Origin of the sequence: Halomonas sp. DP4Y7-1 (assembly GCF_019800705.1) — a bacterium.
Lineage (GTDB): Bacteria > Pseudomonadota > Gammaproteobacteria > Pseudomonadales > Halomonadaceae > Halomonas > Halomonas litopenaei_A.
In genome coordinates this window covers 55,007-75,190 of sequence record NZ_JAHVKS010000009.1, presented here as the reverse complement: position 1 = coordinate 75,190, position 20,184 = coordinate 55,007, and the positions used below count along the sequence as shown (strand labels likewise).

At 62.8% G+C, this 20,184-nt stretch carries 20 protein-coding genes; 14 read left to right on the top strand and 6 right to left on the bottom strand.

The window, feature by feature from the left end; translation table 11 throughout:
• Window positions 1–35 precede the first annotated feature (35 nt).
• Window positions 36–950 (bottom strand): TIGR01777 family oxidoreductase, encoded by a 915-nt coding sequence (locus tag KUV72_RS16175; protein WP_222164129.1) that lies wholly within the window; start codon window positions 948–950, stop codon window positions 36–38.
• A gap of 176 nt (window positions 951–1,126) precedes the next feature.
• Here KUV72_RS16175 and KUV72_RS16170 point away from each other — a divergent pair, with 176 nt between their 5' ends.
• The 10 genes from KUV72_RS16170 (at window position 1,127) to KUV72_RS16125 (ending at window position 10,715) form a co-directional block, all read left to right on the top strand.
• Window positions 1,127–2,149, top strand: a complete 1,023-nt coding sequence (locus KUV72_RS16170) for an NAD(P)/FAD-dependent oxidoreductase (protein WP_222239079.1) — start codon at window positions 1,127–1,129, stop codon at window positions 2,147–2,149.
• Window positions 2,150–2,245: 96 nt separating this feature from the next.
• Window positions 2,246–2,632, top strand: coding sequence for a sirohydrochlorin chelatase (locus KUV72_RS16165; RefSeq protein WP_206944141.1), 387 nt, complete (start codon window positions 2,246–2,248; stop codon window positions 2,630–2,632).
• Window positions 2,633–2,792: 160 nt separating this feature from the next.
• Window positions 2,793–3,704, top strand: coding sequence for a MerR family transcriptional regulator (locus tag KUV72_RS16160; protein ID WP_206944142.1), 912 nt, complete (start codon window positions 2,793–2,795; stop codon window positions 3,702–3,704).
• Window positions 3,705–3,894: 190 nt separating this feature from the next.
• On the top strand, window positions 3,895–5,322 hold the full coding sequence (phrB, locus tag KUV72_RS16155) for a deoxyribodipyrimidine photo-lyase (RefSeq protein WP_222239078.1): 1,428 nt from the start codon (window positions 3,895–3,897) through the stop codon (window positions 5,320–5,322).
• Window positions 5,323–5,353: 31 nt separating this feature from the next.
• The gene (locus tag KUV72_RS16150) at window positions 5,354–5,794 is read left to right on the top strand and encodes a nuclear transport factor 2 family protein (protein WP_222239077.1); all 441 of its coding nucleotides are present in this window, start codon (window positions 5,354–5,356) and stop codon (window positions 5,792–5,794) included.
• 68 nt (window positions 5,795–5,862) lie between these two features.
• Entirely contained in the window at window positions 5,863–6,675 is an 813-nt protein-coding gene (locus tag KUV72_RS16145) for an SDR family NAD(P)-dependent oxidoreductase (RefSeq protein ID WP_222239076.1), read from the top strand.
• Window positions 6,672–8,003, top strand: coding sequence for an NAD(P)/FAD-dependent oxidoreductase (locus KUV72_RS16140; RefSeq protein ID WP_222239075.1), 1,332 nt, complete (start codon window positions 6,672–6,674; stop codon window positions 8,001–8,003). The genes KUV72_RS16145 and KUV72_RS16140 overlap by 4 nt, the downstream gene beginning before the upstream one ends.
• Window positions 8,000–8,809: a DUF1365 domain-containing protein gene (locus KUV72_RS16135; protein WP_222239074.1), complete on the top strand. Its 810-nt coding sequence runs from the start codon at window positions 8,000–8,002 to the stop codon at window positions 8,807–8,809. Before KUV72_RS16140 ends, KUV72_RS16135 begins: the two co-directional genes overlap by 4 nt.
• 86 nt (window positions 8,810–8,895) lie before the next feature.
• Window positions 8,896–10,164, top strand: coding sequence for an SAM-dependent methyltransferase (locus KUV72_RS16130; RefSeq protein WP_206944154.1), 1,269 nt, complete (start codon window positions 8,896–8,898; stop codon window positions 10,162–10,164).
• A 2-nt stretch (window positions 10,165–10,166) separates the two neighbouring features.
• Window positions 10,167–10,715 (top strand): DUF2878 family protein, encoded by a 549-nt coding sequence (locus KUV72_RS16125; RefSeq protein WP_222239073.1) that lies wholly within the window; start codon window positions 10,167–10,169, stop codon window positions 10,713–10,715.
• Here KUV72_RS16125 and KUV72_RS16120 read toward each other — a convergent pair.
• Window positions 10,672–12,531 (bottom strand): putative bifunctional diguanylate cyclase/phosphodiesterase, encoded by a 1,860-nt coding sequence (locus tag KUV72_RS16120; protein WP_222239072.1) that lies wholly within the window; start codon window positions 12,529–12,531, stop codon window positions 10,672–10,674. The two genes, KUV72_RS16125 and KUV72_RS16120, sit on opposite strands and share 44 nt — an antisense overlap.
• 224 nt (window positions 12,532–12,755) lie before the next feature.
• On the opposite strand from KUV72_RS16120, the gene fabA reads away from it, so the two are divergent.
• The 3 genes from fabA (at window position 12,756) to KUV72_RS16105 (ending at window position 15,529) form a co-directional block, all read left to right on the top strand.
• The gene (gene fabA, locus KUV72_RS16115) at window positions 12,756–13,271 is read left to right on the top strand and encodes a 3-hydroxyacyl-[acyl-carrier-protein] dehydratase FabA (RefSeq protein WP_206944160.1); all 516 of its coding nucleotides are present in this window, start codon (window positions 12,756–12,758) and stop codon (window positions 13,269–13,271) included.
• Between the two features lie 13 nt (window positions 13,272–13,284).
• On the top strand, window positions 13,285–14,502 hold the full coding sequence (gene fabB, locus KUV72_RS16110) for a beta-ketoacyl-ACP synthase I (protein WP_222239071.1): 1,218 nt from the start codon (window positions 13,285–13,287) through the stop codon (window positions 14,500–14,502).
• A gap of 265 nt (window positions 14,503–14,767) precedes the next feature.
• Window positions 14,768–15,529 (top strand): M48 family metallopeptidase, encoded by a 762-nt coding sequence (locus KUV72_RS16105; protein ID WP_222239070.1) that lies wholly within the window; start codon window positions 14,768–14,770, stop codon window positions 15,527–15,529.
• Between the two features lie 107 nt (window positions 15,530–15,636).
• Here the strand turns inward: KUV72_RS16105 and KUV72_RS16100 are convergent, their stop codons facing one another.
• The 3 genes from KUV72_RS16100 to KUV72_RS16090 form a co-directional block, all read right to left on the bottom strand.
• The gene (locus KUV72_RS16100) at window positions 15,637–16,389 is read right to left on the bottom strand and encodes a lysophospholipid acyltransferase family protein (RefSeq protein WP_222239069.1); all 753 of its coding nucleotides are present in this window, start codon (window positions 16,387–16,389) and stop codon (window positions 15,637–15,639) included.
• Window positions 16,386–17,282, bottom strand: coding sequence for a sugar nucleotide-binding protein (locus tag KUV72_RS16095; protein ID WP_206944168.1), 897 nt, complete (start codon window positions 17,280–17,282; stop codon window positions 16,386–16,388). Before KUV72_RS16095 ends, KUV72_RS16100 begins: the two co-directional genes overlap by 4 nt.
• Window positions 17,283–17,513: 231 nt before the next feature.
• Window positions 17,514–18,287 (bottom strand): TSUP family transporter, encoded by a 774-nt coding sequence (locus KUV72_RS16090; protein WP_206944170.1) that lies wholly within the window; start codon window positions 18,285–18,287, stop codon window positions 17,514–17,516.
• A 291-nt stretch (window positions 18,288–18,578) separates the two neighbouring features.
• On the opposite strand from KUV72_RS16090, the gene KUV72_RS16085 reads away from it, so the two are divergent.
• Window positions 18,579–19,085 carry a hypothetical protein gene (locus tag KUV72_RS16085; RefSeq protein ID WP_222239068.1) on the top strand — a complete coding sequence of 169 codons (507 nt, stop codon included), beginning with the start codon at window positions 18,579–18,581 and terminating at the stop codon, window positions 19,083–19,085.
• A gap of 298 nt (window positions 19,086–19,383) precedes the next feature.
• On the opposite strand, the gene KUV72_RS16080 is transcribed toward KUV72_RS16085, so the two are convergent.
• Window positions 19,384–20,070 carry a single-stranded DNA-binding protein gene (locus tag KUV72_RS16080; RefSeq protein ID WP_206944176.1) on the bottom strand — a complete coding sequence of 229 codons (687 nt, stop codon included), beginning with the start codon at window positions 20,068–20,070 and terminating at the stop codon, window positions 19,384–19,386.
• Window positions 20,071–20,184: the final 114 nt, after the last annotated feature.

Below are 20,184 nucleotides of genomic sequence, written 5' to 3'. Positions count from 1 at the left end.
CGGGCCCCTCACCGCGTGGTCGGGGCCTGGTGGTATCAGGCGAGGATATCCTCCAGCGCTTGATCCAAGGTCGGGTAACGAAAGGTGAACCCCTCCTCCTCAAAGCGCTGAGGCACCATCCGTGCGCCCGTCAGCAGCAGCCTGGACATCTCTCCGAGTAACGTCTCAAGCACCAGCGCCGGAACCGGAAAGGGCGTTGGGCGCTTGAGATGCCGACCGATGGCCCGGGTAAACTCACGATTGGTCACCGGCTGCGGCGCACTGCCATTGAAGGGACCCGACAGATGGGGCTTTTCGATCAACCACAGCAGCATCTCCACCAAGTCCTCGCGGTGGATCCACGGCATGTATTGATCCCCCTTGCCCAGCCGTCCGCCCAGCCCGAGCTTGAAGGGCGGCAGTAGCTTCTTGAGCATGCCCCCACCCTGATCCAGCACCAGGCCAGTTCGCAGGATGGCCAGGCGTACCCCATAGGCCTCTACCCCCCTTGCCGCATCCTCCCAGCGCTGGCACAGGCGATGGACGAATTCATCATGGGGTGTCGTCTGCTCGGTCACTGGCGCAGCGTCATCGCCCCCGCCCTGATCACCGTAGTAGCCCATGGCCGAGCCACTGACCAGTACCTGCGGAGCGCTTGCGGTCTGGGACAGTTGCTCGCACAACATCACCAGCTCCTTGGTGGCGTTCACCCGAGAGTCAATGAGCCGCTCTTTCTGGCTATCGCTCCAGCGCTTGTCCGCAATCGGCTCACCGGCCAGATTGACCAGCGCAGCAGGGGGCTTGTCGACGAAGTCCAAGGCACTGCTGCGCACATCGACGCCCTCTGGCAAGGCCTTGGCCGCCTTGGCTGGCGCGCGCGACACCACCTGCACCCGATGGCCATTGTCGACCAGCCGGCGACATAGACGTTGCCCGACAAAGCCACTGCCACCCGTGATCAATACTCGCATGGACACCTCTCGTTGATCCCTCAAAGATGTGCGATCAGCGCTGACGGCTGCGCACCTGCGCTTCTCATCAGCCTAGACGTTGCGCTCACGGCTGGTCGAGAAGTTTATTTGACTCAAGTTGTACATCATTTGTACGCTTAGGTCATATCACGACACGCCGAGCTTGGGAGTCGGACATGATGCGACGACAAGTTGCCATCATTGGAGCAGGCATCAGCGGGCTAGCCTGTGCCAATCGGCTGACAGCACTGGGTCACCGCGCCGTCCTTTTCGACAAGGGACGCGGTCCAGGTGGCCGTGCAGGTTCCAGGCGACAAGGTGAACAGTCTCTGGACCTGGGCGCTCAGCACTTCACGGCGCGACATCCCGACTTCCAGGCCGCTGTCGACACTTGGCGTGCGGCTGACATCGTGGCCCCTTGGCCCAGCATGCTGTACGGCGTCGACCACGAGCGCCAATGGCGCCCGCACCAGGACGACGAATCACGCTACTGCGGCACCCCACGTATGAGCGCCCTGACTCGACACCTGGCGACGGGGGAAGAGCTGATCCCCTCCACCCGCATCACCCAATTGCACGAACGCTTAGATGGCTGGTGGCTGGAGGATCACCATCAGGATCTCCATGGCCCCTTCGATCACGTGGTCGTGACCGCGCCGGCTCCCCAGGCAACGCCGCTGCTGCGACCTCATGATCCGGCGCTGGCCGCCGCATGCTCGGAGATCGACATGCAGCCCTGCTGGAGTGCCTGGGTCTCGTTCGACGCACCGCTAACCCTTCCCGGGGTGGACCCAGGCTGGCCGGTGGCCCGTTTCGACGAAGGCCCTATACGCCTGGCGATTCGCCACAACACCAAACCCGGCAGAGATGAAGCGGCAGAAACCGTGGTCCTGCTAGCCACCCAGCGCTGGAGCCAACAGTATCTCGAAGATGACGCATCATCGATCGCCCAGCGACTGCTCGACGCCTTCACCGATAGACTGCCAGCGGCAACCGCCCTGCCCGATGTCACCCTGGGAGGTGCCCATCGCTGGCGCTACGCCAACGCAGTCAATTGCCTCGGTGAGGAAGACCACCGCATCGGCGACAGCGGCCTGGTACTGGCCGGTGATGGCTGCCGAGGCGGGCGCATCGAAGATGCCTGGCTATCCGGCAGCCATGCCGCCGAACGCCTCGTGTCGCTGGTGGGCGCGCCATGAACGTCTGGCGAACCGAAGCGGGATACCGCAACATTTTCGGCACGCTGCTCACCGGCAGATACCACGCGATCATCGCTTTTTAACAGGAATCCGTTCATGTCATACGCCCTGATACTTCTCGCACACGGATCCAGCGACCCCAAGTGGCGAGCCCCGTTCGAGCAATTCCGCGATGCGCTGGTGCCACGTCTGGGAACGCCCATCCGGCTGGCCTACATGGAGCTGTGCGAGCCATCCCTGGAAGCCACCGTGGCGGAACTGAGCGAGGGCGGTATTCACCAGATCGAAGTATTGCCATTGTTCTTCGCCGCTGGCCGCCATCTACGCAAGGATGTGCCCGCGCAGATCGACGCCCTGAAGGCGGAGCACGATCAGCTGTCGCTGACACTGCTTCCACCGGTTGGCGAACACCCGGCCTTCGTCGAAGCGCTGGCCAGTGCGGTCGCGGATCAGGTCGGGGAATCGCTCGACGCGGACCAGTAACACATGCAAACAGCGTGAGCGAAAAGCAGTAAAGCTGTTGTACACTTTGTACCGTCTGTACAGCTCGGCACTGGCTGTACCGTCGATTTGATCCAGCAGGTTCAAAGGACACGGCGCTTTCGCGCTTTTACTTCGCAACAGGACACGCATCGAGGCCCCCATGAGTCATACGGCGCCCCCCACCGAATCTCCTCTCTACCCCATCCGCGAAGTCTCGCGGTTAACCGGGGTCAATTCGGTGACCCTGCGCGCCTGGGAGCGACGGTATGGGTTGATAGAACCCCGTCGCACGCCCAAGGGGCACCGCTTGTACGCCCGCGAGGACATTGAGCGGGTCGAGCGCATCCTGCAATGGCTGAATCGCGGCGTGCCCGTCAGTCAGGTCAAGGACCTGCTGGCGCAACCCGAGCCGGCCGAACCTGCCCCCACCGCGGCAGGCGACTGGCCAAGTCAACGCCGGCAGGTACTGAGTGCGGTCGACGCGTTGGACATGGACCACCTGGACAGCCTCTATCAGCAGGCACTGGCGCTGTATCCGGTCGGTACCTGCCTGACCGAGCTATGGCAGCCGGTGATCCTGGAACTCGAAGAGCGCTGGGAGGGACAGCTGGGTGCCGCGCTGCAGCGACGCACACTGGAGAGCTTCCTGCGCACCCGTATCGGCATTCGGCTGTTTCACGCCAACCGAATCGCCCGCGGCCCCACCCTGCTGCTGGATACCTTGCCTGACGATGATGGCGCGCTATGGACGCTGATGATGGCGCTGGCCGCCAGCGAGAGGGGCTATCGCATTGTGCTGATGGATGATCCTCTCCCCTTCACCGACTTGCCCCTGGCTCTCGAGCGCCTGCGTCCTGGCGCAGTGGTGCTGTGCAGTGGCAAGGCAGAGCGTGCAGACGTGGTGCGCCGACTGCTGCCGCGCCTGGCCGAGCAGCTCGATACCACGCTGGCATTGTGTGGTCCCGTTGCGCGCATCAGGGCCGCTGAATTGCAGGATAGCGAGATTGAGGTGTTGGGTGACGACATTCCCATGGCGCTTGATCGTCTGAGGCCGCTGATCCGCCAGCACTGATCCAACAGTACTGGTCCATCAACACCGGATCATCCATACCGATCCATCAGAGGGCGCCCCTTTGTAGGCGAGAAGCGCCGCCCAACGCTTCTCGCCAGACCTCCTCGCTAGTGCTCTAACGTCCGGCCAGCCATCGTCTGCCGACGCCCAACCCTCCATGACCGATCCTTCAACACGAGGAGGCCACTCCATGCCTGTCACCCTGGTCTGGTTCCGAACGGACCTGAGAGTCCACGACAATACCGCCCTGTTCCATGCCAGCCAGCGGGGTCCCGTCATCGCGGTATTTCTTCACGCCCAGGAGCAATGGCGCGAACACGGACATGGAGACAACAAGCTCGACTTCATCGCGCGCGGTGTCGAAGCACTGGGAGAATCCCTGGCACAGCGCAATATCCCGCTGATCCAGCTCGACACGCCCACCTTCAAGGAAGCGCCCGAAACGCTGATGCGCCTGGCCGACGAGCTCGGCGCAGATGCGCTGTACTTCAATCGCGAGTACCCGCTGGACGAATGGCAACGTGACCAGGCGATACTGGAGGCTGGCGACAACAGCGACCTGGAGGTGCGTGCCTTCCGCGATGCAGTGGCCTTCAGCCCAGGCGAGCTGCTCACCGGCAAGGGCGACTACTATGGCGTGTTTACCCCCTTCTCGAAAGCCTGGCACAAGGCCATCAATAGCGAACGCCTCGAGGTGCTGGACGCGCCTGCCAAGCAATCACCGGTGGAAGTGTCAGCAACAGCCCGTCAGCGCACTCGCTACGATGACAAGGCGGTCGATGGCCGCCGGTGGCCGGCAGGAGAAGAGGCTGCCGCGGACCGTCTATCGGCCTTCCTGAGCGGATCCATCAGCAGCCCTGGGAAACGCTACAAGGAGGACCGCGACTTCCCGGCCAAGCGAGGCACCAGCGAGCTGTCTCCTTACCTGGCCATGGGCATGATCTCCTGGCGCCAGTGCATGCAGGCCGTCATCTCGATCAATGATGGCAGCCTGAGCGATGGCGACAAGGGCCTGACGACCTGGGTCAGCGAGCTGATCTGGCGCGAGTTCTACCAGCATGTGGCCGTGGGCTTCCCCAGGGTCTGTCGATACCGCGCCTTCCAACGTCATACAGAAGCCCTTGAGTGGCGCGACGCCGACGATGATTTCGCCGCCTGGTGTGAAGGGCGTACCGGCTACCCTCTGGTCGACGCCGCCATGCGCCAGCTGGTCTCGACCGGGTGGATGCACAACCGATTGCGCATGGTGACCGCCATGTTTCTCACCAAGCACCTGCTGATCGACTGGCGCCGCGGCGAGCGCTTCTTCCTCGAGCACTTGGTCGACGGGGAGTTTGCGGCCAACAACGGAGGCTGGCAGTGGGCTGCTTCGACGGGCACCGATGCCGCCCCGTACTTCCGCATCTTCAACCCCACGACCCAATCCGAACGCTTCGACCCCGACGGCAACTTCATTGCCCACTGGCTGCCGGAGCTGGCTGACCTCCCGGCACGCCAGCGCCACGCCCCATCCTCGGACCTCCTCAGCAGCAACGACTATCCTCGACCGATTGTCGAGCACAAGGCGGCTCGCGAACGAGCGCTCGAGGCCTTCAAGTCATTGTCCAAGGATGACTAAGGCAGACGCGAGCACCGACAGGGAGACCACGATGATCGACGACCCGCAGCTGGCAGCCTTCTGCGACACCTTCAATAAGCTGGACAAAACCTGTACAGAAAAGCTATACAGTATATATTCTGATGACATCGTGTTCATCGACCCGGTCCACCGGGTTAACGGCATCAACGACCTGAAGGCTGATTTCGATGCCATGTATGCCAACGTGATCACGTGCCAGTTCGACTTCAGGCATGCTGTGCGTGAGGGACAACATGGGTTCGTGACCTGGACCATGGCACTGCAGCATCGGCGTCTGGCACGGGGGAAACCCATCGCCGTGGAGGGCTGCTCGGCGCTGATCTTTGCCTCCGGCGAAGGCGGCAAGGTGATTCGCCATCAGGACTATTTCGACGCCGGAGCACTGCTGTACGAACGCCTGCCCCTAGTGGGAATGCTGGTTCGCCGAATCAAGCGTATCGCGGCGGGTTGAAACCCTGACCAGCCATCCCACGTAGCTGGCAGTCAGCAGCATCTGGTACCAGCAACAGTGAGGATGACATGGCTCGCGACCCCAACCCACAGCGCATATGGCTCACCGGTGCCACTTCAGGCATCGGCGAAGCGCTGGCACAGCGCCTGCTGGACGATGGCCACCGGGTGGCACTGACCTCCCGCAGCCGCTCAGGCCTTGAAACGTTGGCCGGCCAGCGCGACAACGCACTGCTGGTGCCCGCAGACGTCACCGACCTGCAGGCGATGAAGGACGCAGCAGCCGTCATCGCTGATGTCTTCGATGGCCTCGACATGGTGATCTTCAATGCCGGCACCTGCGTCTACCTGGACGGCGGTCGCGTCGATACCTCGCTGGTAAGAGACAATTTCGATCCAAACTTCTTTGGCACCATTCACGCACTGGAAGCGGCGCTGCCGCTGCTGCATCAGGCCCGCGACCAAGGTTCACGCCCGCTGATCGCCGTCACCTCCAGCGCCTCGGCCTATCTTCCCCTGCCCAGGGCCGAAGCCTACGGCGCCTCCAAGGCGGCGCTCACCTACTTCTGCGAATCATTGCGCCTCGACCTGGCCCATCAGCAGATTGATGTCAGCGTCATTCACCCTGGCTTCGTCAAGACCCCACTGACCGAGCGCAACGACTTCCCCATGCCCATGGCCGTGACCCCGGAAAAGGCCGCGAAGGCCATTCTCGAGGGACTCTCGGCGCGCCGCCGAGACATTCACTTCCCTCGCCGCTTTACCTACCTGGTCAAGCTGCTGGGCGTCATGCCCCTGCGCCTGAGGGTCGCGATCGGCAAGCGGCTGGTGCGACGCGAACACGATACCGAGATGTCTTCACAGCAGGAGAACGACGGATGACCCGACCTGAACCCGGGCCACACGCACAACGTATTGCAGTGATTGGTGGCGGCATCAGCGGGCTATCAGCGGCCCGCTACCTGAGTGCCCGTCACCAGGTCACCCTGTTTGAAGCAGCGGATCGCCTGGGCGGCCACACGGCTACCGTCGATGTCGAGGTGGACGGTCAAGATTACGCCATCGACACCGGGTTCATCGTCTTTAACGACAGGACCTACCCCCACTTCCAGCGCCTGCTCGATCATCTCGACGTTGTCTACCAGCCCACCGAAATGAGCTTTTCGGTGCATCGCACTGACGTCGACTTCGAATACAACGGCCACACCTTGGCCTCGCTTTTCGCCCAGCGCCGAAACCTGCTGAGACCCTCGTTCTACCGGTTGCTGGGACAGATAGTGCGCTTCAACCGCCAGGCGATTCATGACCTTGCCAACCATGACGCAAATGCAGAGCCTGACCCGCTGCTGCTGCCGCTAGGCGACTACCTGGACCGCGAAGGCTTTAGTGAAGACTTCCAGCGCCACTACTTGCTGCCCATGGGCGGCGCGATCTGGTCCGCCAGCCTGGCCGACATTCGCGCTTTCTCGACGCGCTTCTTCCTGCGTTTCTTTCATCATCATGGGCTGCTATCGATCAACGACAGGCCTCAGTGGTTCACCATCAAGGGCGGCTCCCGCACCTACATTGACCGCCTGACTGCGCCCTACGCCGACAGCATCCGGCTGGCCACTCCCGTCCATGGCATTCGCCGGGAAGCCGATGCCGTCGTCATCCGCACGCACAGCGGCGAAGAGCGCTTCGACCAGCTGGTCCTGGCCTGTCATGCGGACCAGGCCCTGGCACTACTGGAGGATCCGAGCCCGGCGGAGCGCGAGATACTTTCCGCCCTGCCCTATGCAGACAACGAGGTCGTGCTGCACACCGACACTCGGCTGCTGCCACACCGGTCACGCGCCTGGGCCAGCTGGAATTACCGTCTTGATGGCCGCGCCGACAGCACGAACGTCTCGGTTACCTACGCCATGAACATCCTGCAACGACTTGAGGCGCCGCATACCTTTTGTGTGACCCTCAATGACAGCGACAGCATCGCCGCCGACAAGGTACTTGGACGCTTCACCTACGCACACCCTCAGTTCACCCAGGCAGGTGCACTGGCCCAGGGTCGCCACGCCGAGATTTCCGGCACAAAGGGTCGCACCCACTTCTGCGGAGCTTACTGGCGTCATGGGTTCCATGAAGATGGCGTCTGGAGCGCCTTGCGGGTGGCCCAGGCGCTGGGCTGTGACGAGCTCGACCATGAGCGTCTCAGGGAGGCGACGTCATGATCACGACGCCGCGCTCGCGCATCTATCGTGGCACCCTGCGTCATCGCCGCTTTCTGCCTCGCCAGCACTCCTTCGACTATCGCGTGTGGATGGCGTTGCTGGACCTGGATGAGCTCCCCGCACTGTTCGATGGTGTGCCCGGCTTCAGTGCCAGGCGGCCCGCACTGGCACGTTTCCGCCGGGAAGACTACCTGCCCGCCCGAGGCCAGCAAATGTCACTGGCAGAGGCCGCCAGAGAAGAGGTGCGCGAGCGTCTGGGAGCCGCCCCAGAGGGACGCGTCACCCTGCTGACGCAACTGTCGTCACCCTGGGTCAGCTTCAATCCCATATCGCTCTACTACCTCTATCACCCTGCCGACGAGACAGGAGAGGAGCGGCTCGGCGCGGTGCTGGGAGAGGTCACCAATACCCCCTGGAGAGAGCGAACCCGATACGCCAGCGCAGTGGATGGCAGCCGCCACACGCATCGCGCTGCGTTCGACAAGGACCTTCACGTTTCGCCCTTCCTGCCCATGGGCATGACCTATCACTGGCGCTTCAACAGTCCCGGAGAGGCGCTGTTCATGCACATGGAAACCTGGCGAGACGAGCAGCGCCATTTTGATGCCACGCTCACCCTGGAGGGCCAGCCTGCTACGCGCGGTGCCCTCATGTCGACGCTGGCACGCCAGCCCTGGATGGCCACCAAGACACTGGCCGCCATCCATTGGGAGGCGCTCAAGCTGTGGCTCAAAGGCGTTCCCTTGCACGATCATCCGCCCCCCGCAGAGGGTGCCACGCCTCAGCCAAGGGAGAGTCAGTCATGACCTTGACCACACGCCAGTCCAGCGCCAGCGACACTGCACCGCCGCCCCCGTCAAGCGGCTCTCGGTTAGCCCAAGGAGTCCAGGACATGACCACCCTGAGAACACAGCACCACGCTATCGCCAGCAGCGAAGAAGGCAGACTGTCGCGTTGGCTGAAGCCTCGCGTGCTGGGCCACTTGGCCAAGCTCAAGCACGGCCACATCACGCTCATCGATGGTCACGAACGCCACCTTCTCGGCGAGGACGGAGAGCTGTCCGTTACTCTGGTGGTGCGTCACAGTCGCGCCTGGAAGCGTATGGCCATGGGCGGCTCGGTGGGTGCTGCGGAAGCTTATATGGAAGGCGATTGGGACGTTGACGATCTGGTCGGCTTGATTCGCCTGTTCGCCCTCAACATCGATCAGGTCAATGACGACGTGGAAAGGGGGGTCGCCAGCCTTGGCCGACTCCTGCTGTCGGGGCTGCTGCGACTGCAGCGCAACAGCCGCAAGGGCGCCAAGCGCAACATCGCGGCGCACTACGACATCGGCAACGACCTGTTCGAGACGTTCCTCGACCGTGAGCACTGGATGTACTCCAGCGCCGTCTTCCCAAGCCCGGATGCCAGCCTGGAGGAAGCCTCGACCCACAAGTTGGACGTCATGCTCGACAAGCTGGATGTGCAGCCCCATCACCACCTTCTCGAGATTGGTACCGGCTGGGGCGGGCTGGCCATTCATGCCGCCAAAACCCGCGGCTGCCGCGTCACCACGACCACGATCTCCGAGGAACAGTATCAACATACGGCGCGTCGACTGGCCGAAGAGGGGTTGGACGACCAGGTCACGCTGTTGAAACAGGACTACCGGGAACTGAGCGGTCGCTATGACCGGATCGTCTCGGTGGAAATGATCGAGGCCGTCGGCGCCGACTACCTGCCGCTGTACCTGAAGACGCTCGATACGTTGCTCGCCCCACGCGGGCTGGTGCTGTTGCAAGCCATTACCGTACGGGACCAGCGCTATGAGGCAGCGCGCAAGGAAATGGACTTCATCAAGCGCTATATCTTTCCGGGTGGTTTCCTGCCTTCACCGACCGTGCTGCTCACCCAGCTGACGCGACACACGTCCCTGAACCTGATCGATCTGGATGATATCGGCATGCACTATGCTCGCACCCTGCGCGAGTGGCGCCACCGCTTTGAAGCCAATCTGGATCGTGTCGCACGGCTGGGCTATGACGAGCGCTTCATTCGCATGTGGCGCTACTACCTGTGCTACTGCGAAGCCGCCTTCCTGGAGCGCACCATCAGCACCTGTCACCTGCTGCTGGCCAAGCCCGATGCGCGTCCTCCGACCCGGCTCGGAAGGCCGTAATCTTGGCCCGCTCTCGGACAACCTGGCCTTGGCTTGCGCTCAATGCAGCTGGCTTCCAGCTGAGTTGGCTGGCCTGCGTCATCGGCGGTGCGGGCGTGGGCGGCATCGTCGCCGGCGTGGTGCTCGCGGCTCATCTCATTGGCATGGCGCGCCCAGGGGAGTGGCGCTGGCTGGTCATCTTCGGGCTGACGGGGCTTGCCATCGACGGTAGCCTGGCGCTGCTGGGAGGCTATCGCTTTGCGCCTGAAGACGTCCGGGTGGGACCGCTGGCGCTGTGGCTTTTGTGGCTGTGGCCTCTTTTCGCCATGCTGATTCATCACTCGCTCTACTGGCTGTGGGCGCGTCCGTGGCTGGCAGCGCTGGGAGGAGCCATCAGTGCCCCGCTGTCCTATTTCGGCGGTGCCAAGCTGGCAGGGGTAGCGCTAGCCCCGTGGCTACTACCGAGCCAGGCCGTCATCTGGGCGCTGATCTGCCTGACGGTCAGCCTGGCGGCGGCCCGTGGCTACCTCACGCCACCGCCTGGCGAGAACTGCTCTCCAGCGGCTGACTGACGCTCTCGCGCCATAGCGCCTCCAGCTCATGGGCCGGCATGGGTCGCGCGTAGAAGTAGCCCTGGACCTCATCACATCCGACCTGCCGCAGATAGTCACGCTGTTCGGCGGTTTCCACCCCTTCTGCCACCACCTCCAGGCCCAGTCCCCTGGCCATGGCCATCACCGCATCGACGATGGCGGCGTCGGCGGTCTCGTGGGGCAGCGCCTTGACGAAGGCTCGGTCCAGCTTGAGCTTGTCCAGCGGCAGCTCCTTGAGATACCCCAGCGACGAATACCCCGTACCGAAGTCATCGATGGCGATACGATGCCCAAGATCCCTCAAGCGCTCCAGCCTGGGTGCGATGTCGCCGCCACGATCATCCAGCAGCACTGACTCGGTCAGCTCCAGCCCCAGCCAGTGAGAGTCGACTTCGTGGCGTGCGCGTCCCGTGGCAAGGGTCTTTTCCAGGTCCCCCTGGAACAGCTGCATGGCCGAAATGTTGATCCACACCGGCAACAGCGGCAGTCCACGCGAGCGCCAATGGGCGAGCTGTGTCAGCGCCTGGTGGATCACCCAGTCCCCCAGAGGGGCCATGAGGCCGTGACGCTCGGCCAGGGGAATGAACTCGGCCGGTGACACCAGCCCATCGCGTGGATGGCGCCAGCGAAGCAAGGCTTCCATGCCGACCATGGCCTCATCGGACAGTCGATGCTGGGGCTGATAGTGAAGCTCCAGCTGGCCACCCTGGGCGAGGGCTTCGCGCAGGTCATTGAGCAGCGCCAGGTTGGGGCTGTCGCTGACGTCCAATGCCGGCCGAAACCTCAGGCACAGATTGCCGCCGCGTCGCCGCGCGGAGACCAGCGCGGACTCCAGTCGCTGGAACAGCACACCATCATTGTCACCGTCCTCGGGGGCACGACAGCTGCCAATGGTGATGCCCAGGCGCAGGGTGCTTCCGTCGATCTGAAACGGCTCCCCCAGGTGGGCCTTCAATCCCTCGATCCAGCCCTCGTGGTCATCGTACGTGGTGGTACGCAGGACCATGAATTCATCTCCGCCCAGTCGACCGACCACGCCCCCGGCCACATGACCGGCCAATCTTTTGCCGAAACGCGCAAGCAGGCGATCTCCGGCACTGACGCCCAGGCTCTCGTTGATCTCGCGAAAGCCGTCAATATCGATGAGGGCCAGGTCCAGGCTTTCTCCTGCACGCAGGTGACGCAGACGAGAAGACAGCAGCTCATGTAGCCGAAAACGGTTGGGCAGGCCGGTCAATGGATCCTCCCGCCCGATGCGTCGCAGGTCCTGCTCTCGCGACTTGCGCAGGGATATGTCGGTGAAGGTGGCAATGTGGTGCTCGGGATGGCCACGGGCATCGGAGATCACCTGAACCTCCAGCCACATCGGGTACTCATTGCCATCCTTGCGCCGCTGCCACAGCTCACCTTCCCAATGACCTGTGCTGATCAAGGCCTGCCAGAAACGTTCGAAGAAGGCGCTGTCATGCCGCGCCGCCGCCAGATTGCTGGCGCTCAGCCCCTGAACCTCTGTCAGCTCATAGCCCGATAGTTCGGTGAAGGCCGGATTGACCGCCTGTATCTGATGCTGGGCGTCGGTAATCATCACCGCTTCGCCGGACTGACGCATCACCTGCTCGGTCAGCCGCGCGCGGCGTTGCTCGAGCTTGATCTGGCGCCAGCCATCCCACAGCGCCACCGCCATCAGTACGACGGCACCGAGCCGCAACGACACGCTGGGCAGCCATAAAATCGCCGACATGGCGCAGAGCCCGAGCCAGATCAGCGGGCGGTTAAAGGAGAGACGAGGCCACATGGTCGATACGGACTCCCGCTGGAGAGAACAGGCGAAATTGCTGTCCTATCGTTATCGGCCGACAGTAGGAAATCTGTAGTGCAAGATTCCTTTTCCGAGCAACCACGACCATGATCGAAGGTCCACGGGGTGCATTCGGCCCCCACGAACAGTAGACTAGGCAGGCCGCGTGGCGGCAGATTGCCGTACGCGGCGTACATCACTTCGACTCTCGGAACGCTCCAGTGACCAAGCAACACTCTTTTGATCGCGATGAACTGCTGGCTTGCAGCCGCGGTGAGCTGTTCGGCCCGGGCAATGCCCAGCTGCCGGCCCCCAACATGCTGATGCTCGACCGCATCACGCGCATTTACGAAGAGGGTGGCGAGTACGGAAAGGGCGAACTGATCGCCGAGCTCGATATCCGCCCCGACCTGTGGTTCTTCGACTGCCATTTCCCGGGTGACCCCGTCATGCCTGGCTGTCTCGGCCTCGATGCCATGTGGCAGCTGGTGGGCTTCTACCTTGGCTGGCTCGGCCATCCCGGACGTGGCCGGGCACTGGGCTGTGGTGAGGTCAAGTTCAGCGGGCAGATCATGCCTGAAGCCCAGAAGGTTACCTATCGCATCAATATCAAGCGCGTCATCACCCGCCGCCTGATTCTGGGCATGGCGGACGGCACTGTCTCCGTCGATGGCCGCGATATCTATCAGGCCAATGACCTGCGCGTCGGCCTGTTCACCTCCACCGCGAATTTCTGATCAGGAGGCTTCCATGCGACGAGTGGTAGTCACCGGCCTGGGTATCGTGTCCTGCCTGGGCAATGACCGGCAGCAGGTACTCGAGGCACTCAAGAACGGCCAATCCGGCATTCGCTTCAAGGAAGAATACGCCGAGCGCGGCTTCCGCAGCCAGGTGGCGGGCGTGGTCGATATCGACCTGGATACCCTGGTGGACCGCAAGCTGCGCCGCTTCATGGGCGATGCCGCCGCTTACGCCTATGTTTCCATGGCTCAGGCCATCGAAGACTCTGGCCTCAGCCCGGAGCAGGTCTCCAATGAACGTACCGGCCTGATCGCCGGCTCCGGCGGTGCTTCCAGCGCCAACCAGGTTGAAGCCGCCGATGTCATGCGTGACAAAGGCCTGCGCCGCGTTGGTCCTTACCGTGTCACCCGGACCATGGGCAGCACCGTGTCCGCCTGCCTGGCGACCCCGTTCAAGATCAAGGGCGTCAACTATTCCATCTCTTCCGCCTGTGCGACCTCTGCACACTGCATCGGCTCAGCGATGGAACAGATTCAACTCGGCAAGCAGGACGTGGTCTTTGCCGGTGGCGGCGAAGAAGAGCACTGGACTCTATCGTGCCTGTTCGACGCCATGGGCGCCTTGTCCACCAGCTACAACGACGCTCCGGCAACCGCCTCTCGCCCCTATGACAAGTCTCGCGATGGCTTCGTCATCGCCGGTGGCGGTGGCATGCTGGTACTCGAGGAGCTCGAACACGCCAAGGCCCGTGGCGCCAAGATCTATGCCGAGGTAGTGGGCTACGGCGCCACCTCCGACGGCAAGGACATGGTGGCTCCCTCCGGCGAAGGCGCCGTGCGCTGCATGCGCCAGGCCATGGCCACCGTGGACGGCGACATCGACTACATCAACACCCACGGCACCTCCACGCCGGTAGGGGATGTGGCCGAGTTGAAGGCAGTGCGCGAAGTGTTCGGCGACAGCACTCCGGCGATGAGCTCCACCAAGTCACTGACAGGGCACTCGCTGGGCGCCACCGGGGTGCAGGAAGCGATCTACTCGCTGCTGATGATGGAGCACGATTTCATCGCTGCCTCCGCCAATGTCAGTGATCTGGACGATGAAGCCCAGGGCTTCGACATCGTCACTCAGCGCCGCGATGGCGTGAAGCTTGACCGGGTGCTCTCCAACAGCTTCGGCTTTGGCGGCACCAATGCCTGCCTGGTACTTCAGCGCTACAGCGACTGAGACTTCCTCTAAGCCGTCATCATGACGGATAGCGAGAAGCCAAACAACGGCGCCTTTGGGCGCCGTTTTTTTCGCTGGATGGACACACTTTCTCTTATATTTTGCTCGATTAACTACAAACTAGCTCGCAGCAAACAGGCATCGCCAGAGTGGTTGAGCGGTCGACTGGGGCCATGTTTACACTTCCTTCCGTCGGCGCCGCCCCACGGCTTCTGCTGCGCGTCACCAGCGGCGCCATTGGATGCCCCTCTCAAGGAAGATGCTTATGAATCTCCGTCATACCCTGTCTGTGACCGTTGCCACCCTGGGCTGCAGTCTCCTCCTCTCTGGCTGTGAAAACATGTCCACTGACGACATGATCAGCACCGGCCTCGCCGGCTTCGACGCTGCAACCATCAGCGATGAGGAGATCCAGGCCATGTCCGCTCAAGCCTGTGAGCAGATGGATGCCGAATCCGCCATCGCCACTCCCGGCTCCGAGTATGCCCAGCGTCTGCAGCGCATCGCCGACAACCTGGGTCACCAGATCGACGGCATCCCGGTCAGCTACAAGGTCTACATGACCGACGACATCAATGCCTGGGCCATGGCCAACGGCTGCGTGCGCGTCTACAGCGGTCTGATGGACATGATGACCGACAACGAGATCGAGGGGGTATTGGGCCATGAGCTCGGCCATGTGGCGTTAGGCCACAGCAAGAAGGCCATGCAGACCGCGTACGCGACCTCCATCGCCCGCGACGCCATGGCGGCATCCGGCAATGGTGCGGTAGCCGCCCTGTCCAGCTCACAGCTGGGCGATTTGAGTGAAAAGTTCATCAACGCGCAGTTCTCCCAAAGCCAGGAGAGCGACGCTGACAACTTCTCGTTTGACCTGCTCACTGATCGTGGCATTCCTCGCGAAGGCCTGCTGACGGGCTTCGAGAAATTCGCCGACATGGACGGCGGCGAGAGCAGCCTGATGTCATCACACCCGGGCTCCAAGGATCGCGCCGACAACATCCGCGAGCGTCTGGCCAACGGCTAGGCCGGCGACGCTGACGGCCTCACTGGTGCTACTTGCTTAACCGACAAGGCCTCTTCCCACGCCGGGAAGAGGCCTTGTCGTGTCTTCAGGCACGCCGTCGCCAGGTTTCAAGCGGTCTCGGTACGCGAAGCCGGTTGGTGGGGACGAGGCACGCTGGATATCTCAGCAAGTGTCGCCTCGATCCAGGCCTCGGTGTCTGCCAGCACTTCATCAGGGGTGCGCCCTTGTGTGGCGATCGGCTCACCCACCACCAGTGAGATACGACCAGGACGCTTGACCCAGTCTCGGCCGGGCCAGCATTCACCGGCATTATGTGCAACGGGCACCACGGGGACTCCTGCACGACAGGCGATCACCGCACCGCTCTTGTTGTAGCGGCGGCGCTTGCCGGGATCGACCCGCGTGCCTTCGGGGAAGATCAGCACGGAAAGCCCCTCCTTGAGACGCTGTCCACCCTGGCTGAGCACCTGCTTCATGGCGCGAGCCGGCTTGGAGCGATCCAGTGCAATGGGGTGAAGCAGGCGCAAGCCCCAGCCAAAGATCGGGAAGTTGAGCAGCTCTTTCTTCAGTACCGTGCAGACCGGAGGCTTGAGCAGCTGAAGGTAGACGGTCTCCCACTCGCACTGATGGTTGGACAGAATCACTACCGGGCCGTCGGGCAGATTTTCATGCCCCTGCATCTCGTAGCGCACGCCACATACCAAGCGGAACCAGGCAATGATGAAGTGGTTGTAGAGATTCAGCAGCCGGTAGCGCGAACGCAGTGGCAGCAGGGGGGCAGGAGGCAGAAACAGCAGGCCGCAGACCAGCATGGCCGCAAAGTAGCCGATGTAGAAGATGACGCTGCGCAGCACGTTCATGGGGTTGCGTCCCCCTTGTCCTGGATGGCGGCGGCATCATCACGCGCCTGGCACCAGGTGTCGAGCATGCGGCCCACCTCCAGTCGCCATGGCTTCTGATGCACGCCAAACACCTCCAGCACTCGACGGCAATTGAGGACTCGGCGTAACGGCTGATCGTGGTGATGACTCAGCGCCTTGACCTCGCCCAACGCAATCTGCTCGCCCTGCCCTTCAAGCCGCGTCCCCAGCTGGGTACGCACCATGCAGACAAAGGTGTAAGCGCTGACCGGCTCGACACCTGCCAGGTGATAGCTGCCCCAGGCATCCGCGCCGCAGGCTTGCTGCTGGAGCATGCCTATCAGTGCCATGGCCACTGCATCGGCGGAGGTGGGGCAGAGGGTGACATCCGTTTCGGCACGTACCACGCCACCACTGATCAAGGTATCCAGCAGCTCGCCCAACCAGGCGTGACTGCCTTCCAGGGCGAACATCGGGCCCACGCGCACGATCAGGTGCTGGTGGCACTCTGCCCGGATTCGGTCGCCTGCGGTCACCAGGCGGCGCAGGCCTTCATCGCGAGGGGCCGGAATGACATGCTCGTCGATCGGCGAGGCATGACCGTCCTCATACAACTGGTCAGATACGCACCAGACCAGAGGAATACCGACATCGCGACAGGCCTCCATGCAGGCCTCGACAGCCTCGGCGTGTTCCATCACGGCGGCGGGGGGCACGCTGAAAGGGCGCGACAACGGTGGAATGATCAGTGCATCGGGCGCAATCGCCCGCAGCTTGTCCGCTCCCACCCGGGTGGCAGGATCGATCACCAGCTCCGTATCACCGCGCCGGTTGCTTTCCCGTGCCAGGGCCAGCGACAGGCAATGCCCCGCATCCAGAATCAGCAGCTTCACGACGACTCCTCGTCCATGAGGGCAGCGTGCAGGTCTGCACGATACCCTTGGCGTTACGGCGGATACTCCCTCGACGAGGCAGCACCAAAAGGCCACATTCTACACCAACTGCTGGCGAAACAGCGCCCCTCCCATGGCAGGCGCTGCCGTCCTCGGCGGTGTCTTCCACATCACCTGCGTATGGACGGCTTGCAGACCTGCTCATGAAGCTATCTGGCGGTCAAGCGGCGCTCAGCCGAGGCTGGTGGCAAGCCCCACCAGGCTGACGACCACCAGCACCACGCCAAGCACCCGGAAGAACACCTCGGAACGCGCTCCCAGCAGTGCCTGATGCACTCGCTCGCCCAACACGTGCCCCACCAGAGCACAGGGCAGCAGCCACAGATGGTGCTCCAGCTGCAGGTCGACACCGGCGATGATGAAGGACACCATCTTGATCACCACCAGGATGAACCACAGCACAAACAAGGTATCGCGCAGCTGGTACTTGGCCACGTGGGAGGCGAACACGGCCACGATCAGCGGCGCCCCGATCAGCGACGTGCCGCTCACGTACCCGCCCAGCGCCAGCAGAGCGACATCGACGCCCTTGCTGCGACTTCGAAACGGGCGGTTCAGGGCGTAGCTGGCGCCGTAGATGATGACGATCACGAAGATCACCGCCGTCATCAGCTCTGCCGGCAACGTCAACAATCCGACGACGCCTATCAGTTTGGGGATGATCATGATCGACAGCGCCCGCTTTAAATAGCGCCAGTCGATGTTGCTGTGCTCGCCGCCCGCCTCCTGCTTGATCTGACGACTGCCGCGCCAGGCGATCCAGCTGGAGAAGATCAACAGATGCACCGCCACGATGGGCAGAAAGACCAGCGGCTCATCCAGTACCAGCAACAGAAATGGCAGCGCCAGCACCGCACCGCCAAAGCCAAGGCTGGTGCGCACAAAGCCGCTCCAGCAGAAGATCAGCCCAATCAGGGCATATTGGTACCATTCGAGACCGGCCACGTCGCGGGCACTCCATTGCGTCCAGGGGAGCTATCACTGTACGGAGTTGGTGGGCAAAAATCAGTAGCCCGCTCACTGTATCGACCTTGTGTCCCAATCTCCCAAGGCCCATCGACCAGGGGCATGTCTGGTGACCCGAGTGGTCCACCAGCACCGCTCATGAAAGGCTGACGCTAGCGATCTTTGGCTGCTCGCCATGGAGCAGTCTGCTCTTTTGCGCCGGGGGCTCGCTCGCCTAAAGTGACATGGCGTCATGCCCTCCCCACCGCCGGCAGCAGATGAGGATGCCTCTTGGATGTTGAACCGCCCGTAACGATCGGCAAGAAGCGACGAGCGTTCTCGATCATCGTCGTCTTCAGCTTCCTGTTCATCGGCACCCTGATTGCCCTGGCCATTCTCGTCGGGCCTTACCTTTACGCGCCACTCGAGTCCCTGTTCTTCGGTACCGCCCGCCGCGCTGCAGACGCCAATGAACAGCACTACAGAGATCATGTCTGGGTGATGTACTCCATCCCCAGCGCGCTCATCTCCGCCTGGCTATGCAGAGTCATGTTCCGCCGCAAACCCCATCGCCGGCGGCGACCGCTGAGGCGCAAGCTGGCCCAGCAGAGAGCGAAGAGGCGCCGGATGAGGGCCAGCGACGGCCTGAGCGGAATCAACGATCATCCGGCAGAAGACGAAGGGGGCGAAGACGAATGGGGCGAAGACAACGTGCAGCGAAGGGGACGCGGGTATCGCCACATCCTGCCAGGCTATCGGCACAGGCATCGTCGCGTTCATCCCAACGACAGACGGTGATGACCGGCGGCCCTACAGGCAGTGATCCCATCTCCAGCCAGCAACGGTCCACCTTGCCCACCAACGAAGAGACCCCGCTTCCGCGGGGTCTCACGACACGACTAGCCAAGACAGCAAGCCAAGACGGGCTGCCTGGCTTAGGGAAACACTGCATACATGCCTGCGCGGACGAATCGCTACGTTGCGCGCTGCTCGAACACCCCGCCTTTACCGAATAGGCAGTGGGTTCTGCACTACGGGCGTCTGACGCTTCTTCCGCTCGGCTGACGTATCCTGCGCTTCCTTGGATACACCCAGGTCAGAACGGAATTTCGTCGTCGAAGTCGTCGAAGTTGCCCGGATCCGGAGCACCAAAGCCGCCTTTCTGGCCGCCTTGGTTCGGCGCCTGCTGGGGCGGACGGTTCTGCTGACCACCGCCCTGCTGACCGCCGCCAAAGTTACCGCCCTGCTGGGGCTGGCCACCGCCAAAGTTGCCGCCCTGCTGGGGCTGACCGCCACCAAAGTTGCCGCCCTGCTGGGGCTGGCCACCGCCGAAGTTGCCGCCCTGCTGGGGCTGACCACCACCGAAGTTGCCGCCCTGCTGGGGCTGGCCACCGCCGAAGTTGCCGCCCTGCTGGCCGCCGAAGCCGCCACCCTGGCCGCCTTCACCCCGACCGTCCAGCATCTGCATGTCGCTGGCAACGATTTCGGTGGAATAGCGGTCCTGGCCATTCTGGTCCTGCCACTTGCGCGTCTGCAGGCGCCCTTCAATGTACAGCTTGGAGCCTTTCTTCAGGTACTGCTGCGAGATTTCGGCCAGCTTGTTGAACATCACGACCCGATGCCACTCGGTACGCTCCTGGCGCTGGCCGCTCTGGCGGTCCATCCAGGTATCGGTAGTCGCGAGATTGAGATTGGCCACGGCGGTACCCGAGGGGGTGAAGCGTACCTCCGGGTCCTGACCGAGGTTGCCGATGAGGATGACCTTGTTGACGCCACGGGCCATGGTTGACTCCTTGATACAAATAATGATGCCGAGACATGCAGGGTACGACCCTCACGCCTCGAAGAGGTTCTTTCGACACCGAATACCGGGTCGGCGTCACGTAAGACAGGTGTG

What these genes read in the sequence shown, in the direction of transcription:
- KUV72_RS16175 (WP_222164129.1), bottom strand. Translation starts at nt 950, where the DNA reads ATGCGAGTATTGATCACGGGTGGCAGTGGCTTTGTCGGGCAACGTCTA.
- KUV72_RS16170 (WP_222239079.1), top strand. Translation starts at nt 1,127, where the DNA reads ATGATGCGACGACAAGTTGCCATCATTGGAGCAGGCATCAGCGGGCTA.
- KUV72_RS16165 (WP_206944141.1), top strand. Translation starts at nt 2,246, where the DNA reads ATGTCATACGCCCTGATACTTCTCGCACACGGATCCAGCGACCCCAAG.
- KUV72_RS16160 (WP_206944142.1), top strand. Translation starts at nt 2,793, where the DNA reads ATGAGTCATACGGCGCCCCCCACCGAATCTCCTCTCTACCCCATCCGC.
- phrB (WP_222239078.1), top strand. Translation starts at nt 3,895, where the DNA reads ATGCCTGTCACCCTGGTCTGGTTCCGAACGGACCTGAGAGTCCACGAC.
- KUV72_RS16150 (WP_222239077.1), top strand. Translation starts at nt 5,354, where the DNA reads ATGATCGACGACCCGCAGCTGGCAGCCTTCTGCGACACCTTCAATAAG.
- KUV72_RS16145 (WP_222239076.1), top strand. Translation starts at nt 5,863, where the DNA reads ATGGCTCGCGACCCCAACCCACAGCGCATATGGCTCACCGGTGCCACT.
- KUV72_RS16140 (WP_222239075.1), top strand. Translation starts at nt 6,672, where the DNA reads ATGACCCGACCTGAACCCGGGCCACACGCACAACGTATTGCAGTGATT.
- KUV72_RS16135 (WP_222239074.1), top strand. Translation starts at nt 8,000, where the DNA reads ATGATCACGACGCCGCGCTCGCGCATCTATCGTGGCACCCTGCGTCAT.
- KUV72_RS16130 (WP_206944154.1), top strand. Translation starts at nt 8,896, where the DNA reads ATGACCACCCTGAGAACACAGCACCACGCTATCGCCAGCAGCGAAGAA.
- KUV72_RS16120 (WP_222239072.1), bottom strand. Translation starts at nt 12,531, where the DNA reads ATGTGGCCTCGTCTCTCCTTTAACCGCCCGCTGATCTGGCTCGGGCTC.
- fabB (WP_222239071.1), top strand. Translation starts at nt 13,285, where the DNA reads ATGCGACGAGTGGTAGTCACCGGCCTGGGTATCGTGTCCTGCCTGGGC.
- KUV72_RS16105 (WP_222239070.1), top strand. Translation starts at nt 14,768, where the DNA reads ATGAATCTCCGTCATACCCTGTCTGTGACCGTTGCCACCCTGGGCTGC.
- KUV72_RS16100 (WP_222239069.1), bottom strand. Translation starts at nt 16,389, where the DNA reads ATGAACGTGCTGCGCAGCGTCATCTTCTACATCGGCTACTTTGCGGCC.
- KUV72_RS16080 (WP_206944176.1), bottom strand. Translation starts at nt 20,070, where the DNA reads ATGGCCCGTGGCGTCAACAAGGTCATCCTCATCGGCAACCTCGGTCAG.